Annotated in this window: 15 protein-coding genes; 7 read left to right on the forward strand and 8 right to left on the reverse strand. The window is 71.5% G+C overall.

The features are described 5' to 3' along the window. Window positions 1-99: 99 nt before the first annotated feature. Both N1031_RS16800 and N1031_RS16805 read right to left on the reverse strand, forming a co-directional pair. Window positions 100-1,638 (reverse strand): FGGY-family carbohydrate kinase, encoded by a 1,539-nt coding sequence (locus tag N1031_RS16800; RefSeq protein ID WP_259480918.1) that lies wholly within the window; start codon window positions 1,636-1,638, stop codon window positions 100-102. A gap of 59 nt (window positions 1,639-1,697) precedes the next feature. Next, the gene (locus N1031_RS16805) at window positions 1,698-3,416 is read right to left on the reverse strand and encodes a fucose isomerase (RefSeq protein WP_259480919.1); all 1,719 of its coding nucleotides are present in this window, start codon (window positions 3,414-3,416) and stop codon (window positions 1,698-1,700) included. Between the two features lie 63 nt (window positions 3,417-3,479). On the opposite strand from N1031_RS16805, the gene N1031_RS16810 reads away from it, so the two are divergent. The 7 genes from N1031_RS16810 to N1031_RS16840 all read left to right on the forward strand — a co-directional run bounded on the left by N1031_RS16810 (window position 3,480) and on the right by N1031_RS16840 (window position 11,007). Beyond that, on the forward strand, window positions 3,480-4,538 hold the full coding sequence (locus tag N1031_RS16810) for a LacI family DNA-binding transcriptional regulator (protein ID WP_259480920.1): 1,059 nt from the start codon (window positions 3,480-3,482) through the stop codon (window positions 4,536-4,538). A 132-nt stretch (window positions 4,539-4,670) separates the two neighbouring features. After that, window positions 4,671-5,411 carry a GntR family transcriptional regulator gene (locus N1031_RS16815; protein ID WP_259480921.1) on the forward strand — a complete coding sequence of 247 codons (741 nt, stop codon included), beginning with the start codon at window positions 4,671-4,673 and terminating at the stop codon, window positions 5,409-5,411. After that, on the forward strand, window positions 5,408-6,292 hold the full coding sequence (locus N1031_RS16820; RefSeq protein WP_259480922.1) for a dihydrodipicolinate synthase family protein: 885 nt from the start codon (window positions 5,408-5,410) through the stop codon (window positions 6,290-6,292). The genes N1031_RS16815 and N1031_RS16820 overlap by 4 nt, the downstream gene beginning before the upstream one ends. Window positions 6,293-6,315: 23 nt before the next feature. After that, window positions 6,316-7,326 (forward strand): carbohydrate ABC transporter permease, encoded by a 1,011-nt coding sequence (locus N1031_RS16825; protein ID WP_259480923.1) that lies wholly within the window; start codon window positions 6,316-6,318, stop codon window positions 7,324-7,326. After that, complete coding sequence (locus tag N1031_RS16830) at window positions 7,319-8,155, forward strand: carbohydrate ABC transporter permease (RefSeq protein WP_259480924.1); 837 nt, start codon at window positions 7,319-7,321, stop codon at window positions 8,153-8,155. Before N1031_RS16825 ends, N1031_RS16830 begins: the two co-directional genes overlap by 8 nt. Window positions 8,156-8,195: 40 nt before the next feature. Beyond that, window positions 8,196-9,488: an ABC transporter substrate-binding protein gene (locus N1031_RS16835; protein ID WP_259480926.1), complete on the forward strand. Its 1,293-nt coding sequence runs from the start codon at window positions 8,196-8,198 to the stop codon at window positions 9,486-9,488. A gap of 16 nt (window positions 9,489-9,504) precedes the next feature. Further along, window positions 9,505-11,007: an FAD-dependent oxidoreductase gene (locus N1031_RS16840; protein WP_259480928.1), complete on the forward strand. Its 1,503-nt coding sequence runs from the start codon at window positions 9,505-9,507 to the stop codon at window positions 11,005-11,007. Between the two features lie 153 nt (window positions 11,008-11,160). Here the strand turns inward: N1031_RS16840 and mgrA are convergent, their stop codons facing one another. The 6 genes from mgrA to N1031_RS16870 form a co-directional block, all read right to left on the reverse strand. Further along, on the reverse strand, window positions 11,161-12,186 hold the full coding sequence (gene mgrA, locus N1031_RS16845) for an L-glyceraldehyde 3-phosphate reductase (protein WP_259480929.1): 1,026 nt from the start codon (window positions 12,184-12,186) through the stop codon (window positions 11,161-11,163). Between the two features lie 53 nt (window positions 12,187-12,239). Continuing rightward, on the reverse strand, window positions 12,240-13,613 hold the full coding sequence (locus N1031_RS16850; RefSeq protein WP_259480930.1) for an NtaA/DmoA family FMN-dependent monooxygenase: 1,374 nt from the start codon (window positions 13,611-13,613) through the stop codon (window positions 12,240-12,242). A 69-nt stretch (window positions 13,614-13,682) separates the two neighbouring features. Continuing rightward, complete coding sequence (locus N1031_RS16855; RefSeq protein WP_259480931.1) at window positions 13,683-14,711, reverse strand: adenosine deaminase family protein; 1,029 nt, start codon at window positions 14,709-14,711, stop codon at window positions 13,683-13,685. Next, complete coding sequence (locus N1031_RS16860; protein WP_259480932.1) at window positions 14,708-16,240, reverse strand: ABC transporter permease; 1,533 nt, start codon at window positions 16,238-16,240, stop codon at window positions 14,708-14,710. Before N1031_RS16860 ends, N1031_RS16855 begins: the two co-directional genes overlap by 4 nt. After that, window positions 16,237-17,049 (reverse strand): ABC transporter ATP-binding protein, encoded by an 813-nt coding sequence (locus N1031_RS16865; protein WP_259480933.1) that lies wholly within the window; start codon window positions 17,047-17,049, stop codon window positions 16,237-16,239. The genes N1031_RS16860 and N1031_RS16865 overlap by 4 nt, the downstream gene beginning before the upstream one ends. A 42-nt stretch (window positions 17,050-17,091) precedes the next feature. Then, window positions 17,092-18,147 (reverse strand): ABC transporter substrate-binding protein, encoded by a 1,056-nt coding sequence (locus N1031_RS16870; protein ID WP_259480934.1) that lies wholly within the window; start codon window positions 18,145-18,147, stop codon window positions 17,092-17,094. Window positions 18,148-18,234: the final 87 nt, after the last annotated feature.

An 18,234-nucleotide genomic window follows, 5' to 3' on the forward strand; every position in this document is an offset into this window, starting at 1 on the left:
CGACAGCGGCCGTTCGGGGGACACCCCACAGCCGACGTCCAGACTCGGCCCCGCGAGCGGTCTCAGTGGGCGTGCCACCGGTGTCACGGAAATCTGCGGTCATTCGCCGCAGGTCGCCGCGCCGCGGGCGGTCGACGCCACGAGTGCATGGGTGAGCGCCGCCGTCGAGGTGAAGAGCTCGCGATAGAGCGCGTAGCGCGCGTCGTAGAACTCCGCCAGCGCCGGGTCGGGCCGCACGACTCCCGCCGGCGGGTTCCACTCGCCGATCGACACCGCCGACGCGGCCGACACCGCCGACGCCGCGAGGAACGCGGCGCCGAGGCTCGCGCCGATCGCGGCCGTCGGCAGCACCTGCTCCAGCCCGGTGATGTCGGACACGATCTGCGTCCACAGCCCGCCCTGCGTGCCGCCGCCCACCGCGACGATGCGCGACACCTCGCCGCCCTGCGCCCGAAACTCCTCCACGTTGTGCCGCACGCCGAACGCGGTGGCCTCGAGCGCAGCGCGGTAGAGGTCGCCGCGCGTGGTGTCGAGGGTGAGGCCCGCGATCGTGCCTCGCGCATCCGGGTCGGCGATCGGTGTGCGCTCGCCTGCGAAGTACGGCAGCATGAGCACCCCGCGCGCGCCCGGCCCCGACGCGGCCGCCTCGGCGAGCAGCGACGGGTAGTCCGGCGAGCCGGCGAGCCCGCGCAGCCACGAGGTGATGGCGCCCGAGGTCGCCATGCCGCCGGCGAGGTTGTAGGTGCCCGGGAAGGCGCCGACGGTTCCCCACAGCGTGTCCGAGGTGGCCCGCGACGAGAGCGTGTTCACGAGGAACATGGTGGTGCCGTACATGAGCATGAGGTCGCCCACCTCGTGCGCGCCCACGCTGACGGCCTCGCTCCAGGCGTCGATGGTGCCGGCGATCACCGGGATGCCCGCGGGCAGGCCTGTGGCGGCGGCCGCCGTGGGCGTCACGACCCCGGCCACGTCGCCCGGCCAGAGCAGGCGGGGCAGCGCGAACCCGGGCCCGAACCCCTCGAGCACGACCTCGGCCCAGGGGGCGAACCACTCCCGCGCCCCGGTGTCGTAGAGCGGGGTGGACTGGCTGGCCGAGTGGTGGTCGAGCACGTATTCGCCGGTGAGGCGGAACGCGAGGAACGAGCTCGGCATGAACAGGCGGGATGTGGTGGCGGCGACGGCGGGCTCGTGGCGCGCGATCCACGCGAGCTTGGGGCCGGCGGCCTGCGTGGAGAGCGCCGAGCCGCACCGTTCGACCACGGGCGTCTCGCCCCCGAGCCGCGTGGTCAGCTCGGCGATCTCGGCGACGGCGCGCGTGTCGACCCCGTACAGGATCGCGGGGCGCAACGGCACTCCGTCGGCATCCGCCACCAGCACGCACGGACCCATGCCGCTCACGCCGACCGACACCACGTCGATCGCGTCGACGTCGGGGCCGCTGCCGCTGTCGAGGGGTCCACCGATCAGCTCGCGCGCGATGCCGGCGAACTCCTCCCACCAGATCTCGGCGTCCATCTCGACGTGCCCGGCCGCGGGGCGCGACACCGAGTGCTCCCGCACCGCACTGGCAAGAATGCGGCCGTCGAGGGTGACCAGCACGCCCTTGGTGCTCGAGGTGCCCACGTCGACGCCGAGCACGACCGGGGTTCCGCCACCACACGGAACCCCGGAAGCCTGAGCCGAACCCGTTGCAGCCGTCACGCGCCCGCGCCGCTGGCGCCGGCCACGCCCGCGCCGACCCCCGGCACGGCCACGTCGCCGCACAGGTGCACCTGCACCCCGAGCGCGGCGAACACGGTCGCCTTCGCCAGCAGCGCCGCATCCGCCTCGGCCGCCGTGGGCGCGTACGCCACCTGCGCGTGGTTGGCCTTGTGCCGGGCCATGAACTGGTCGCGGCTGATGCCGTGCAGCACCACGTGCATGATGGGCCACTCGGGGTTGGTCGCCTGCCAGCGCCGCTCGGTCTCCTCGGCCGGCAGCGCCACCGCCGACGCGCGGCCGATGTCGAGGTGCAGCGCCCCGCCCTGCACGTAGAGCCGCGACCACACGATCTCGCCCGGCTTCGACACGCCCTTGATGGTGGAGCCGCCGGCCGGGAAGAACACCGGATCCTGCCGCCAGCCCACCGCGTCGGCGTAGCCGTTCTCGAAGTGCGACGGCGGCACCGAGCCCGAGATCTCGTACACCCACACGAAGCGGCCGTCGTAGTCCTCGCCCCAGCGCACGTCGTGCAGGGTGGTGGCGGGGTCGAGGCCCATCGCGGTCCAGACGCGGTTGGTGACGAGCGCATCGGCCGCCACGCCCTCGTCGGCCTCGTTGAAGTGGGGGAGCGCCTGGCCCTCCCAGAGCACGCGGGAGCCGTCGCGCGAGGTGACCGGGGGTCGCTCCACGTTGTTGAGCAGGCCCTCGGGCAGGTCGGAGGCGGGGGTGAGGTCTTTGAGGCCCTGCTGGTACTGGATGCCCACGGCGTCGAGCCCGAAGTCGTCGCTGATGCGAAGGGCGGCGATGTACATCTTGTGCTGCTCGATCAGCTGGCGCTCGGTGAGCTCGGTGGCCTCGTCGGTGCCGGTCACGAAGGTCATGCCGGCTTCGGCGAGCCAGCGGCCGACGGCCTCGGCCTCGGCGTCGTCGACCCGCTGCATCTCGGCGAACAGGGCGCTCTGCGAGAGGCGCTCCTTGTAGATGCCGAGGGTGTTGAGCAGCTCGTCGTCGATGATGGCGTTGTACATGCCCATGCAGCCCTCGTCGAACACGCCGATGATGGCCTTGTCGGTCTGCAGCTGGTGGGCGAGCGCGGTGCCGAGCTCGACGGCGGCGCCGGCCGCGGTGTCGCTCTCGCCCGAGGCCGCCAGCTCGTCGAGCGAGGGCAGCGGATGCACGTGCGAGTCGTCGTGCACGATGCGGCCGGTCTCCACCCACTCGCGCACCCGGTCGCGCGCCCAGTCGTCGGTGAAGTCGACGCTCCACACGGTGGAGTAGGGCGTGCCCATCTTGGTGAGGCCCGCGTTGAGGCCGAGGAGGCCGACGAGCCCGGGCCAGTCGCCGGCGAAGTTCGCCGCGGTGAGGATGGGACCCCGGTGGGTGCGGAGCCCGGCGAGCACGTGGTGGCTGTACTGCCACACGGCCTCAGCGACGATGAGCGGGGCGTCGGCCGGGATGGACTTGAAGACCTCGAGGCCCATGCGCTGGCTCGAGATGAAGCCGTGGCCGGTGGCCGGGTCGACGGGGTTGGCGCGCACGACGCTCCAGCCGAGCTCGGCGAGGGCGCCGGTGATGGCCGCTTCGAGGGCGACCTGGGTGGGCCAGCCGGCCGTGTTGGCCGACTCGCGGAGGTCGCCGCTGGCGAGCAGATAGGCGGTCTTCGGGGCGACCGTGCCGCGGTCGGCGACGGTGGGGAGCGTGTACGACGTTGTCATGGGGACACCCTCTCAGAAATCGTTTACCCGGTCAAGTAAACGTTCTCTCGCTAGGATTCGTGCATGGTGAAGATCGGCGACGTGGCGCGCGAGGCGGGGGTCTCGATCGCCACCGTGTCGCGCGCCCTCAACAACCACCCGACGGTGAACCCCGAGCTCGTCGACCGCGTGCGCGAGGCCGCCGACCGGCTCGGCTACCGCCCGAACGGCATCGCCCGCAATCTCCGGCGCCAGTCCACCGACGTGCTCGCGCTCGTCATCAGCGACGTGTCGAACCCGTTCTTCACGGCGGTGACCCGCGGCGTCGAAGACGTCGCCCAGCGCAACGGCTACTCGGTGCTGCTCTGCAACGCCGACGAACAGCCCGAGAAGGAGGCCACCTACCTGCGCGTCGCCGAGCAGGAGCAGGTGGCCGGCGTCATCATCTCGCCGCACAGCGCGGGAACCGACGTGTCGCGGCTGGTCGCCGCGGGCATCCCGCTCACGGTGATCGACCGCCCGCTCGGGCCGGTCGCGGGGCCGCGCGAGGGGGAAACGCGACCGGATGCGCGGGGCGCGTTTGACTCCGTGATGGTCGAGTCGGTGGGCGGAGCGCGCCTCGCCACCGAGCACCTGCTCGCCGCCGGCTGGGTGCGCCCCGGGTGCATCACCGGCCCCCTCGACGCAGCGACGGCCGAGCAGCGGCTCGCCGGGTATCTCGCGGCGCTCGGCGCGGCACCGCGCGAGGTCCAGCCGCTCGTGGCGCGCGGCCCCTTCCGCCAGGCGGGCGGTCGGGCGGCGGCGGCCGAGCTGCTCGACGCCGCAGAACCGGCCGACCGGCCCGATGCGCTGTTCGTCGCGAACGCGCCGATGGCGCTCGGCGTGCTCGAGGCCGTGCGCGAGCGCGGGCTGCGGGTGGGGATCGACCTCGGCATGGTGGTGTTCGACGACGCCCCGTGGGCGCCCTTCATCGAACCCGCGATGACCGTCATCGCCCAGCCCGCCTACCGCATCGGCGAACGCGCCGCCGAACTTCTCGTGGCGCGCATCCGTGCCGCCGCGGGGGCGGGGCCCGTGCCCCCGACCGCACAGGAGCTGCTCACCACCGACCTCGTCGTGCGCGCCAGCTCGCTCCGCGCCTGAACGTCTGACGCGGCCCCGTCGGCCGACGGGTGCAGTTCGAGATCGGCTCTTGACACGAGAAAACGTTTCCCGCATGATCGTCGTCAACGGTTAACCGTTATCGGTGAACGACGAACAACGATGGAGTTGAGGGTGGACGATTTCGACAGCCTGGCGGGCAGCATCATCGCCCCGCGTGCCAAGGTGCTCGGCGACCAGGTGCTCGAGCAGCTGCGCGTGCTCATCATCACCGGCAAGCTCCCGGTGGGCACGCACCTCGTGGAGTCGCAGCTCTCCACCACCTTCGACGTGAGCCGCGGCCCCATCCGCGACGCGCTCGCCCAGCTCGAGATCGAGGGCCTGGTCGAGAACCGCCGCCGCGGGGTGTTCGTGCGGGGACTCACAACACACGACATCGACGAGCTCTACACGGTGCGCGAGGCGATCGAGGTGGCGGCGCTGCGTCTCACCGCCACCGCGCCCCGTGAGAGCTGGGACCTCGCGCTCGCCCCGCTGGCCGCCATGCACGCCGCCGCCGCCGAGCGCGACCACCTCACCTTCGCCCACGCCGACATGGCCTTCCACGCCAGCTTCTACGCCATCGCCGACCACCGGCGGCTGCAGCGGGTGTGGCAGCAGTACGAGCCCACCTTCGCGGTGCTGCTCGAGCTCACCACGGCCGAGGACATCGACCTCGGGCCCTCCTACGAGTCGCACGTCGAGATCCACCGGCAGGCGCTCGACGGCGAGATCGACAAGGCCACCGTGAGCCTGCAGGAGCACCTGCTCGGCTCGCGCTCCCGCCTCGTGAGCGCCTTCGCGCGCAGCACCCTCGGCGACACCTTCCCCGAAGACTCGTCGCGTCCCTCCCCTCAGAAAGGCTCCCCCTCATGACCGACGCCGCCCTCATCACCGCGACGCCGACCGCGTTCGACCGCACCGGGGCGATCGACCTCGCCTCCACGGTGCGCATCTTCGAGCACGCCATCGGCGCCGGTGTCGACGCCATCTTCGTCAACGGCACCACCGCGGAGTTCGCCGCCCTCTCGGTCGACGAGCGCCGCACCACCCTCGCCGAGGCGGTGCGCGTGGCGGGCCCGCAGCGCGTGATCGCCCACGTCGGCGCTGCCTCCCCCTACGAGACCCGCCTGCTCACCGACGACGCGCTCGAGCTCGGCGTCGAGCGACTCTCGGTGCTCACCCCCTTCTACATGCCGTCGTCGATCGACGGCGTGCGCGAGCAGATCCAGGCCGCCACGAGCATCGCGGGTGACGCCGAGATCTTCCTCTATCTCTTTCCCGACCGCACCGGCATCCAGGTGAGCCCCACGGATGCCGCCGGCCTGATCGACGAGTACGACCTCGCCGGGGCAAAGATCTCGATCGCCGGCACCGACTACCTGGCCGGCCTGGTCGCGGCACTCACGTCGCCCCGCACCGTGCTCTCCGGCAACGACGGCCTGCTGCGCGAGGTGCTCGCGGCGGGCGGCGACGGCATCGTCTCGGGGGTCTCCTCGTCGTTCCCGGCGCCGTTCGTGGCCCTGGTCGAGGCGGTGCGCGCGGGCGACGCAGCCCGCGTCGACGAGCTCGCCGAGGTCGTGAACCGCATCGTGCCGGTGATCGGCCCGAGCATCGCCGGACTCAAGCTCTCGCTGCAACGCCAGGGCGTCATCGACGAGGCGCACTGCCGCATGGCGATCGACGCCCCCGACGCCGCGCTCACCGAGCGCATCGACGCCGTGCTGGCCCGAGAGGCCACCCCCACCTTCCACTGATCCCGACCAGTCTGGAGACACCGATGGCCACCGCAGTCCATCCCGAGGCGGACACCCGTGCCCGCCGCCCCGAGCCGGGCGGTCCCGGCCCGGGGCAGAACACGCCCGGCCGGCAGTCCCGGTCGACGCCCCCCGCACCGCCCACCAAGAAGCGCCGAGGCCGCGGCGGCGTCGGGGGCAACTCGCCCGCCGGCCTCTCCTGGGGCCTCATCATCCCGTCGATCGCCGTCGTCGCGATCGTGTCGATCTTCCCGATCGTCTACGCCATCAACCTCAGCCTGCACGAGACCAGCTACATGCAGGTGGGCGACTTCATCGGGCTCGACAACTTCCTCCCCATCTTCACCACCCCCGAGGGCCTGGCCCAGATCGGGCGCTCGCTCATCTACGTGGTGGGCTCGCTGCTCATCGCGGTGCCGCTCAGTCTCGGACTCGCCAACCTGCTCAACCAGCAGGTGCGCTTCCGGCGCGTGTTCCGCATCCTCATCCTGCTGCCCTGGGTGGTGTCGCAGACCGTCGCGGCGCTGCTGTGGAAGTGGCTGGTGAACCCCGACTACGGCGCACTCGGGCTCGGCGACGTGTTCGGCAACCGCATCGACTTCCTCGCCAACCCCGTGCTCGCGATGGTGCTGCTCATCGTGGTGAACGTGTGGATCAGCTACCCGCTGGCCACCATCCTCTGCCTGGCATCACTGCAGACCATTCCCGAAGAGCTGCGCGAAGCCGCCGAGGTCGACGGCGCGGGGCCCTTCCGCCGCTTCATGCAGGTGACGCTCCCGCTCATGAAGCCCACCCTGTTCGTCGTGGCGATCCAGCTCACGCTGCTCTACTTCAACATGGTCACCCTGGTCTACACGCTCACCGGCGGTGGCCCGCTCGACGGCACCAACGTGCTCTCGCTCTCGGCCTACAAGGAGAGCTTCGAGTTCTTCAACCTCGGGCTCGGCGCCGCCTACAGCGTGGTGCTGTTCGCCTTCAACGTGCTGTTCGGCGCCGCCTACATCCGTCTGCTGAGGAGTGAGAAGAATGACTAGACGCCGGGGGAAGAAGCGCACCAACCCGCTCATCTACGTGGCACTCGTGGCCGCGTCGCTGTTCGCGATCCTGCCGCTCCTGTGGGGCCTCAGCACCTCGTTCAAGTCCGAGAGCGCCACGCTCAGCGACCAGGGCTGGATCCCCGCGCAGTTCACCTTCGAGAACTACCGGCTGGTGCTGTTCGAGTCGAAGATCCCGCTCTACCTCGGCAACACGCTGCTGGTGGCGGGGCTCACCGTGATCGCGACCATCGTCATCGCCATCTTCGGCGCCTACGCCGCGGCCAGGTTCCGCTTCCGGGGCAAGACCACGAGCATGTTCCTCATCCTGATGACGAGCATGATCCCCGGCATCGCCATCCTGGTGCCGCTGTACTTCCTCGCGGTGAGCCTCGGGCTGTACGACACCTACGCCGTCATGGTCATCATCTACACGGCCTGGCAGATCCCGACGGTGATCTGGATGCTCAAGGGCTTCTTCGAATCCATCCCCGACTCCATCGAGGAGGCGGGCCGGGTCGACGGCGCGTCGCACTGGCGCGTGATGGTGCAGCTCATCTTCCCGCTCGCGGTGCCGGGCATCGCGGCGGCGGCGGTGATCTCGTTCATCTACGTGTGGAACGACTTCCTCATCGCCTCGACCATGATCTCCACCGACGACAAGCGTCTCGTGGCCGTCGGTCTCTACAACTACCTCTCGCAGTACGGCGTGGTCTGGGGTCAGCTGACCGCGGCCGTCGTCGTCACGATCATCCCGATCATTCTCGTCTTCGTTCTGATGGAACGCAGAATCGTCGCCGGACTGTCCGCCGGCGCGACCAAGGGCTGACACCCGTCCTCCCGCAACCACACACCGAAAGGCTCTCCCCATGAGAAGAGGCATCATCCGCAACGCCGCGGCTGGCATCCTCGCCGCGACCCTCGCCGTCACCGCCGCAGGCTGCGCCGGCGGCTCCTCCGACACCGGAGACGGCTCGACCGAACTGGAGTTCTGGACCTTCATCGACCCGGCCAGCGCCGACGACCCCCGCGGCGCCGCGCTCAAGCAGATCGTCGACGACTACAACGCCCAGAGCGACGGCGTGACCGTGACCGTGAGGTCGATCAACTACGCCAAGCTCGACGCCGAGGTCATCAAGGCCACCGCGTCCGGCTCGGGTCCCGACATCCTGAACGTCTACTCCAACCAGCTGCCCACCCACGTCGCGGCCAAGACCGTGCTGCCCATGACGGAGTACGCGCAGCCGGTGCTCGACGAGCTCGGCGACGACTTCCTCTTCCCGGTCGACGGCGTCACCTTCGACGGCGAGATCATGGCGATGCCGTGGGAGATCAGGGCCTGGCTGCTCTGGTACCGCGCCGATCTGCTCGAGCAGGCGGGCCTCAGCGTGCCCACCACGCTCGACGAGCTCGGCACCACCGCGGCGGCGCTGCAGAAGACCGGCGTGACCGGTCTCGGCATCGGATTCTCGAACGCGGGCCTCGGCGCCGACTTCATGGAGAAGTTCATCCCCTTCACCTGGGGCAACGGCGGCGAGATCCTCGACGACGGCGAGGCCGTGTTCGACAACGCCGCGGGCGTGGCCACCATGGACTACTTCACCCAGCTCAAAGACGAGGGCGCCTTCGGCGACGAGGTGCTCAGCATGGGCGCCGACGAGGTGGTGAACGGCGTGAAGGCCGGCACGATCGCGATGGCGATCGAGGGCTCCTACCGCGTGGCGGCCGCCCGATCGGGCGACGGCATCGGCGAGAACCTGCAGACCGTGCCGATGGTCTCCGACGACGCCTCGACCCCGCTCGACACCCCGGTGGCCGGGCAGACCCTCGCCATCGGCGCGAACGCGAGCGACCAGGCGGCGGCGTGGGACTTCATCCAGTACTACACCTCGGCCCAGTCGCAGGAGGCGTTCGCCGCGGCGGGCGTGCTGCCGGTGCTCTCGAGCGTGTACGAGTCGGCCGCGGTGCAGGAGCTGCCCAACGCGGCGGAGCTCGCCGGCTGGCGCGACTACATCCTCGAGCACGGCCGGCCCAACCCGGTGGCCGAGAACTTCAGCGAGCTCTCCGACTCGCTGGTGACGGGCGCTCAGCGCGTGGTGTTCGAGGGCGCCGACGCGTCGGAGACCCTCACGCAGGTCGCCACCGACTTCAACTCCAAGTAGAAAGGCACACCACCCCATGACCACGAACTACGACGTCATCGTCTGCGGAGGCGGACCGTCGGGCTTCATCGCGGCGATCTCCGCCGGCCGCGCGGGCGCCCGCACGCTGCTCATCGAGAAGTACGGCTTCGTCGGCGGCATGGCCACCTCGGCCTGGCTCGGGCCCATCTCGCCGATGCACTTCGGCGACGAGCGGGTGATCGCGGGCATCCCCGAGGAGTTCGTCGAGCGGATGCGCCAGGCCGGCGGCTCGACGGGTCACCTGCGCTGCACCAACCCGCACGGCAGCGGCGCCTACCTCGGCTTCTACGACCGCGAGCACTACAAGTGGACCGCCATCCAGATGCTGCAGGAGGCGGGGGTCGACATCCTGTTCCACTCCTTCATCTCCGACGTGGTCGTCGACGGCGACACCGTCACGGGCGTGGAGGTGGCCAACAAGTCGGGTAAGACCGTCTACAGCGCCTCGGTCGTGGTCGACGCCACGGGCGACGGCGACGTGGCCGCGATCGCCGGCGCCGAGCACACGGTCGGCAACGACCACGGCGTCTCGCAGCCGTCGACGCTCATGTTCGACATGGCCAACGTCGACACCGAGAAGCTCAAGGCCTACATGGACGACAACCTCGACAACTTCGAGTGGGCGTCGGAGATGGTGGCGCTGCAGCCGTTCTCGGAGAAGCTGCAGCAGCAGCACTTCGTGGGGCAGGGCTTCCTCGACCTGGTGGCGCAGGGTCTCGCGAGCGAGGAGCTCTACCTCGGGCGCGACTCGATCCTGTTCCTCACCACCACGCATCCGGGGCTGGTGCACTTCAACTCCACCCGTATCGCGGGCGTCGACGGCCGCTCGGCCGAGTCGCTCACGGCGGGCGAGATCGACGGGCGCCGGCAGGTGATGTCGCTGTCGGAGTTCATCGTGAAGCACATCCCGGGCTTCGAGAACGCCTACCTCGCGGGCACGGGCACGCAGATCGGCATCCGCGAGTCGCGCCACATCACCGGCGAGTACGTCATCACGGGCGAGGACGTGCTGCACGGCCGCAAGTTCGACGACGTGATCGCACGCGGGTACTTCCCGGTCGACATCCACAACCTCAAGGGCAAGGAGGGGTACCAGGGCGGTGGCGTCTGGGCCGATCCCGAGGACTCGTACGACATCCCGCTGCGCACGCTCATCCCCGTGCGGCTGAACGGGCTCGTCATGGCGGGCCGCGCCATCTCGGCGACGCACGAGGCGCACGGCTCGCTCCGCACGCAGGGCGGCGCGATGGGCATCGGGCACGCGGCCGGTGCGCTCGCGAGCCAGGCGGCGCTGCGGCACGAGCAGCCGCGCGAGGTGCCCTACGAGGCCGTGGAGGCGGTGCTGCTCGAGCAGAAGGCGTCGCTCCGCCGCGACCCCGAGAAGGTGCAGCGCGAGAAGGACGCGGCCGACGCGGCGAACGCGGCGGCGCTGGATGCGGGCCTCATCACGGGCCGGTACTTCCCGGGGGCCCTCGCCGGCACCGCACCGCGGCTGTAGCCAGGCCCCGGGCCGCATCGGCCGCCCGCACCGGCCGCCCGCACGCCCCCGGTGGCGCAATCGCCGCGCCACCGGGGGTTCGTGCTGTCGGCACCCTGTCCGGTGCCACCTCGATCGTAGGGCCTGCGACCGCTCGCGGGAGCGCTCCGAGGGTCAGACCGCGCTGGAGGGCGCCCAGAGGTTGATGTCGCGGTCGCCGGCGAGCTCGTCGATGCGCGCGAGCTCCTCGGCCGTGAACTCGAGGTTCTGCACCGCCGCGAGGTTGTCGTCGAGCTGCCCCACCGACGAGGCGCCGATGAGCACCGACGTCACCCGCTCGTCGCGCAGCGCCCACGACAGCGCGAGCTGCGCGAGCGACTGACCGCGCTCCTTCGCGATGGCGTCGAGCCCGCGCACGCGGTCGAGCGTCTCGGGCGTGAGCATCCGCTGCCCGAGCGAGCCGTTGCGGGCCGCCCGCGAGCCCTCGGGCACGCCGCCGAGGTAGCGGTCGGTGAGCAGCCCCTGCGCGAGCGGCGAGAAGGCGATGCAGCCGACGCCCAGCTCGCCGAGGGTGTCGAGGAGGCCGTCCTCGATCCAGCGGTTGAACATCGAGTACGAGGGCTGGTGGATGAGCAGCGGCGTGCCGAGGTCGGCCAGGATCGCCGCCGCCTCCCGTGTGCGCTCGGGGGAGTAGCTCGAGATGCCCGCGTAGAGCGCCCGGCCCGACTGCACCGCCGTGTGCAGCGCGCCCATGGTCTCCTCGAGCGGCGTGTCGGGGTCGGCTCGGTGCGAGTAGAACACGTCGACGTAGTCGACGCCGAGGCGCGCGAGCGACTGGTCGAGCGAGGCGAGCAGGTACTTGCGCGAACCCCACTCGCCGTAGGGGCCCGGCCACATGTCGTAGCCCGCCTTGGTGGAGAGCACGATCTCGTCGCGGTAGGGCGCGAAGTCCTCGGCGAAGATGCGGCCGAAGTTGGCCTCGGCGCTGCCGTAGGGCGGGCCGTAGTTGTTGGCCAGGTCGAAGTGCGTCACGCCCGAGTCGAACGCCCGGCGCAGGATGGCGCGCTGGGTGTCGATGGGGGAGTCGTCACCGAAGTTCTGCCACAGCCCGAGCGAGACGGCGGGCAGCTTGAGGCCGCTGCGCCCCGAGCGGCGATAGGGGAACGAGTCGTACCGGGTGGGGTCGGCGAGGTAGGTCATGGGGTGATTCTTCCAGGTCGGGGTGGCGAGGGTCCGGGATGCGCGGGTCGGGTTCAGGATGCGCGCGTCGGCACGCGCCGGGCCGCAGCGGCCGGGTGGTCGGCCGGCAGGCGGCGCTCGCCGAAGAGCCGCTCGCGGAAGGTGACGCCGCGCCGCGCATCCGTGCCGCCCGCATCCCCCAGCACCCCGCGCGCCCGCAGCTCGGGCACCACGTGCTCCACGAACTCCCGGTACGACCCCGGCGACACGAACGGCGTGTAGTTGAACCCGTCGACCCCGGTCTCCTCGGCCAGCCGCACCATCTGCTCCGCGATCTCGGCGCCCGTGCCCAACAGGATGAACTCGCGCATCCCGTGCCGTACGAAGTCGCTGAACGCCTCGGCCGCCGTCTTGCCGTTGTAGCGGGAGACCTGGGTGCGGCTCTGCTCGGTCGACAGCGACGACACCTCGGTCTCGGGGTCGAGCGCGGCGAGGTCGATGCCGGTCATCTGCGCGAAGTACACCCGCACGGCGTCTTCGTTCACGTAGGAGAGGTAGTCGTCGAGCTTGCGCTGCGCGTCGGCGCGGTCGGTGCCGACCACCGCCGAGAGTCCCACGACGGTCTTGATCGACCCGGCGGTGCGCCCCGCCTCCACGGCGCGCGCCCTGATGTCGGCCACCTGCCGCGTGAGCGACGCGGCGTCGGCGCCCTGCAGGAACACGACCTCGGCGTTGCGCGAGGCGAACGCCATGCCCGCGGGCGAGGCCCCGGCCTGGAAGATCACCGGGGTGCGCTGCGGCGACGGCTCGGAGTTGAAGTACCCCTCCACCGAGAAGTAGGTGCCGTGGTGCGAGACAGGCCTCACCTTCGCCGGGTCGGCGTAGAGCCTCGCCTGCTTGTCGGCGACCACGGCGTCGTCGTCCCACGAGCCCTCGAACAGCTGGTAGCTCAGCTGCAGGTACTCCTCGGCGATGGCGTAGCGCTCGTCGTGCGGCACGAACCGCTCGTGCCCGAACAGGTCGCGCACCACGGTGCTCGTGGTGGTGACCACGTTCCACGCGATGCGCCCGCGGGTGAGGTGGTCGAGCGTGGCGAAGCGGCGCGCGTTGGCGTAGGGCGCCTCGAAGGTGGTGGAGGTGGTGACCGCGAAGGAGAGCCGCTCGGTGGCCGCGGCGAGCGCCGGGATGAGCAGCATCGGGTCGTTCTTGGGGATCTCGGCGGCCTGCTCGAACGCCACGTCGGGCGTCGCCCCGTCGATGCTCGGGTAGCCGTAGGAGTCGGCGAAGAACAGCCAGTCGAAGCCGCCGCTCTCGAGCAGGCGGGCGAGGTCGATCCAGTAGTCGATGTCGGTGTAGCGGTGGGTCTGGGTCTCGGGATGGGCCCACAGGCCCTGGCTGGTGAGGTTGACGCCGTTGATCTCGAAGGCGCCGAGGTGGATGCGTGTCATGGTGGTCCTCTGGTCGTGACGGATGAAGGGGGTGACGGATGCGCGGGCGCGCGGCCCGCCTCCGTCACGTCATCCGGGCGCGGCGGTGAACCAGGCGGCGAGCGAGTCGCGGTACACGGAGCGGGTGCGCGGCGACATGCCGGGCAGCAGCATGCCGCCGGAGCTGACACCCGCGAGCCGGCGGTCGTCGAGCCCCCACACCTCGCGGGCGATCCGCCACTGGTCGAGCACCGAGTGCCCGAACCAGAGCGGGTCGTCGGCGTTGAGGGTGACGGGCACCCCCGCCGCGATGAGGAGGGGGCCGGGATGCGCGGCGAGGCTCTCGCTCACACCCAGCCGCACGTTCGAGACGGGGCAGATGTCGCACACGATGTGCTGCTCGGCGAGCCGGGCGACGAGCTCGTCGCTCTCGACGGCGCGCACGCCGTGCGAGAGCCGGGTGGCGCCCAGCACGTCGAGGGCCTCGAGGATGCTGTCGGGCCCGCCGGTCTGGCCGGCGTGGGAGACGATCTGCAACCCGGCGTCCTGGGCGATGCGGGCCACGGGCACGAAGCGGGCGAGACCCGCGGGCTCGACGAAGCCGGCCGTGCCGAGGGCGGTGACGCCGCGCCAGAAGCCGGTGCCCGTGCCACCCGACACGCCCGGCCCGGCCAGCGCCGCTGCCGTGCGGGCGAGCTCGAGGGCGATCGGCTCGTCCTGGTCGGTGTTGACGGTGAGGTTCGCGCCCACCTCGATGCCCGCCTCCTCGGCGCCCTGCGCGAGGGCGTCGACCATGGTGCGGGCGACGGTGTCGATGCCGCCCAGGCGGCGTGCGTAGAGCTGCGGCTCGATCGCGGGCTCGAGGTAGAGCACCCCGAGCGCCGCCTCGGCGTGCACCAGCGCGCGGCAGAGCCCGGCGAGGTCGTCGAGTGAGCGCACGAGCTCGGGCACGGTGCCGTAGGCCTCGAAGAAGTCCCACACATCGGGGAAGGAATCGGGCACCTCGAAGTCGGCGCCCTGACGCGCGGCGAGCGCCTGCACGGCCGCCAGCGGGTAGGAGCCGTCGAGGTGCACGTGCGCGTGCACCTTCGGCAGCGCCCGCAGCTCGCGCCCGCTCACGCGCCCCACCTCGCCAGCAGCTTCTTCTCCAGCAGCGCGGCGCCCGCGTAGGCGAGCACCGACAGCACGATCGCCACCGCCACGGCGGCCCACGAGCCGGCGGTGTCGAGCATCACCCGGCGTTCGCTGAACACCCGCCCGAGGCCGCCCTCGCCCATCAGCCACTCGGCCGAGAGCGCGATGAGAAAGCAGTTCGCGGCGGCGAGCCGGATCGCCACGAGCAGCGACGGCACCGAGGCCGGCAGCGCCAGCCGCACCAGCCGCTTCACCCGCCCGGCGCCGTACACGCTGAACAGGTCGTCGCTGCCGAGGGGCCGCGCCCGCAGCCCCGAGAGCGCGAGCACGTAGAGCGGGAAGAACGCCATCAGTACGCACGACGCGAACACGGTCTGCATGCCGTAGCCGAGCATCCCGCCGATCACCGGGATGAACACCACGATCGGCACCGTCGGGATGACGAGCGCGAGCGGCGACAGCATCGACGCCAGCCAGGGCACGAGGGTCACGACGACCGCGAGCGCGAGCCCCACGAGCGCGCCGCAGAGCAGACCGCCGAGGGCGGAGAGCGTGGTGAGCCCGGCCGCGGCGAGCAGGTCGAGCGCGCCGTCGCCGAGGGCGGCCACCACCTGCAGCGGCTGCGGTGCGACGATGAGCGGCACGCGCCCGAGCAGCACCCACAGCTGCCACGCCACGACGAGCGCGAGCGGGATGGCGATGCCGATGACCGTCGCGAGCCCCCGCGAGAGCGCGGGCACCGCCGAGGGCGTCTCGCCGGTGCGCCCGAACCGGCGGGTGGCGCTCTTCTCGAGCAACGTGGCCAGGGCGTAGAACACCACCGACACGAGCACGGTGATGAGCGCGGCGGCCCAGAGCTGCCCGTACTGCACGTTGCGCATCGAGGAGACCATCACCACGCCGAGCCCGCGTTCGGCCCCGAACCACTCGCCGAGGATGGCGCCCAGGATGGCGGCGGGCACGGCCAGCCGCAGCGCGTCGGCGGCCATCGGCAGCGCGGAGGGCGCTTCGAGCCGCACGAACCGCTGCAGCCGGGTCGCCCCGAACACCCGGAACACGTCACGCCCGGCCCGGCTCACGGTGCGGAACCCGTCGCTCGTGGCGAGCGTGGTGCTGAACAGCACCGAGAGCGCCGCGAAGATCTCGGGGATGAAGGGCCTGGCCGCCCCGGTCATGAGCACGGGACCGATCGCCACGATGGGGATGGCGTTGATGAGCACCGTCGTGCGCACGAGCGGAGTGGTCGAGCGTGGGAACCACGCGGTGATCGAGGCCAGCACGAGCCCGATCGCGTACCCGATGAGACCACCGACGAGGGCGCGCTGGCTGGTGGCGAGTGTCGCCCGCCAGAGCACGTCACCGCGTTCGGCCAGGGCCGCGAGCACCTCGGTGGGCGGCGGCACCGAGCGGCCGAGTAGCTGCGTGGTGCCGGCGAGCTGCCAGAAGGCGATCAGCACCACGACCCCGGCGATCGGCAGCACGATGCGCGAGAGTGCGCCCGACGGCGACCTCACGCGGCGGTCCCGGCCGACGAGGTGCCCGGGCCGGCGCCGGAGCCGGTCTCGCTGTCGTCGGCGTCGAGCGCCGCCGTGAGTTCGCCCACGAGCGAGAGGAACGCCGGGTCTTGCAGCACGCTCTTGGAGCGGCCCCGCCCGAACGGCACGGCCACGTCGAGCTTCACCCGGCCCGGCCGGCCGGTCATCACCACGACGCGGTCGGCGAGGAAGACGGCCTCCTCCACCGAGTGGGTCACGAGCAGGCTCGTCGACCGCTCCTCGTCGAGGATGCGCCCGAGCTCCACGTTGAGGCGGTGCCGGGTGACGGCGTCGAGGGCCCCGAACGGCTCGTCGAGCAGCAGCACCCGCGGCGAGAGCACGAGCGAGCGGGCGATGGAGACGCGCTGGCGCATGCCGCCCGAGAGCTGCGCGGGCTTGGCGCCGCCGAAGTCGGCCAGGCCGACGAGCGCGATGAGGGAGTCCACCCGGGCGCGGTCGACGGGACGCCCGGCGAGCTTGTAGGGCAGCTCCACGTTGGCGCGCACGCTCAGCCAGGGCAGCAGCGCGTTGTCCTGGAAGGCCACGCCGAGCCCGCCCGAGGCCACGAGGCGCTCGGGGCTGTCGCCCGCCACCGTCACGGTGCCCGAGTCGGCCGTGTCGAGCCCGGCCGCGATCCGCAGCGCGGTCGACTTGCCGCATCCCGACGGCCCGAGCACGGCCACGAACTCCCCGTCCTCCACCGCGAGGGTGAAGTCGTCGAGGGCGTGCACCACACCGGAGCGGGTGGTGAAGCGCTTGCTGACGCCGGAGAGTTCGAGGCCGTGCATGGTGGATCCTGTCGGGTGGGTGACTCGGGTTCGGCTACTCGGCTACTCGGCGGCCGGCGCGGGCACGAGCGTCGTGTCGAACGCGGTGGCCGGGTCGGGCAGCTCGGTGACCCCGGATGCGGTGAGCGCGTCGTACATCGGGCCCGAGATGGCCTCGGGGTCGAGGGCCAGCAGCCCGTGCTCCGCGGTGTAGTCGCTCTGCACGAGTCCAGCGATGGCGGTGAGGGAGGCCACCTCCGACTCCTCGTCGAGGCCGAGGTCGGTGCCGTAGCTGCCGAGGGTGAGGGCCACGGCGGCCTCGGGGTCGGCGACCGCGTCGTCCCAGCCCTTCTGGCTGGCGCTCACGAAGCCCGCCACCGCATCCGGGTTCGCGTCGAGGAACTCGCGAGTGGTCACGATGAGGCCCGCGTACGACTCGAAGCCGAGGTCGGCGAAGGTGATGGTGTTCACGTCGATGCCCTGCAGGAGGTAGGGGATCGGCTGGTTGGTGACGTAGGCGTAGTAGGCGTCGATCTGGCCGTCGAAGAGGGGAGCGGCGTCGTAGCCGACGCGCACGTCTTCGTAGTCGGGCTCGAGTCCGTTCACGCGGAAGAGGGTGTTGAGGTCGGCGGTGCCCGACTCGTCGGTGCCGATGCGGAGGCCGACCAGGTCGTCGATGGAGCTGATCGGGCGGTCGGGGAGGGTCATGATGCCGGCCGGCGACTCCTGGTAGACCGCGCCGACGGCCACGAGGTCGGCGCCGGTGTTGATGGCGTCGACGAGCCGCGACATGTTCGACACGACGCCGATCTGGGCGCCACCGCCCGCGATGACCGCGGCGGTCGAGGCGACGTCGCCGCCGTCGAGGAAGGTCACGTCGACGCCGGCGTCGGCGTAATAGCCCTTGTCGTCGGCGGTGAAGTAGCCCGAGAACTGGCTGTCCTTCACCCAGTCGAGCTGGAAGCTGATGGGCGTGGAGCCGTCGCCGTCTCCCGTGCCGGCGTCGCTCGACGCGGAACAGGCGGAGAGGGCCAGGGCGGCGGCGGCCAGCGTGGCGAGCGCCACGGCCGGGCGCACGGTGCGGCGGGCGGCGCCGCGGGCGGAGGAGGGACGGATCACGGAGGGCTCCAGCGGTTCGGGATGCGGGACGGATGGGAGTGATGCGTGGTGCTGCGTGGTGCTGTGTCGATGCGACTGTAGGCGGGC

The organism is Herbiconiux moechotypicola (assembly GCF_024979255.1).
In the GTDB taxonomy this organism is placed as follows: Bacteria; Actinomycetota; Actinomycetes; order Actinomycetales; family Microbacteriaceae; genus Herbiconiux; species Herbiconiux moechotypicola.

Bases quoted from the DNA above. Each gene is read 5' to 3' on its own strand.
- N1031_RS16825 (WP_259480923.1), top strand. From the start codon at position 6,316: ATGGCCACCGCAGTCCATCCCGAGGCGGACACCCGTGCCCGCCGCCCC.
- N1031_RS16850 (WP_259480930.1), bottom strand. From the start codon at position 13,613: ATGACACGCATCCACCTCGGCGCCTTCGAGATCAACGGCGTCAACCTC.
- N1031_RS16820 (WP_259480922.1), top strand. From the start codon at position 5,408: ATGACCGACGCCGCCCTCATCACCGCGACGCCGACCGCGTTCGACCGC.
- mgrA (WP_259480929.1), bottom strand. From the start codon at position 12,186: ATGACCTACCTCGCCGACCCCACCCGGTACGACTCGTTCCCCTATCGC.
- N1031_RS16830 (WP_259480924.1), top strand. From the start codon at position 7,319: ATGACTAGACGCCGGGGGAAGAAGCGCACCAACCCGCTCATCTACGTG.
- N1031_RS16840 (WP_259480928.1), top strand. From the start codon at position 9,505: ATGACCACGAACTACGACGTCATCGTCTGCGGAGGCGGACCGTCGGGC.
- N1031_RS16805 (WP_259480919.1), bottom strand. From the start codon at position 3,416: ATGACAACGTCGTACACGCTCCCCACCGTCGCCGACCGCGGCACGGTC.
- N1031_RS16835 (WP_259480926.1), top strand. From the start codon at position 8,196: ATGAGAAGAGGCATCATCCGCAACGCCGCGGCTGGCATCCTCGCCGCG.
- N1031_RS16810 (WP_259480920.1), top strand. From the start codon at position 3,480: ATGGTGAAGATCGGCGACGTGGCGCGCGAGGCGGGGGTCTCGATCGCC.
- N1031_RS16865 (WP_259480933.1), bottom strand. From the start codon at position 17,049: ATGCACGGCCTCGAACTCTCCGGCGTCAGCAAGCGCTTCACCACCCGC.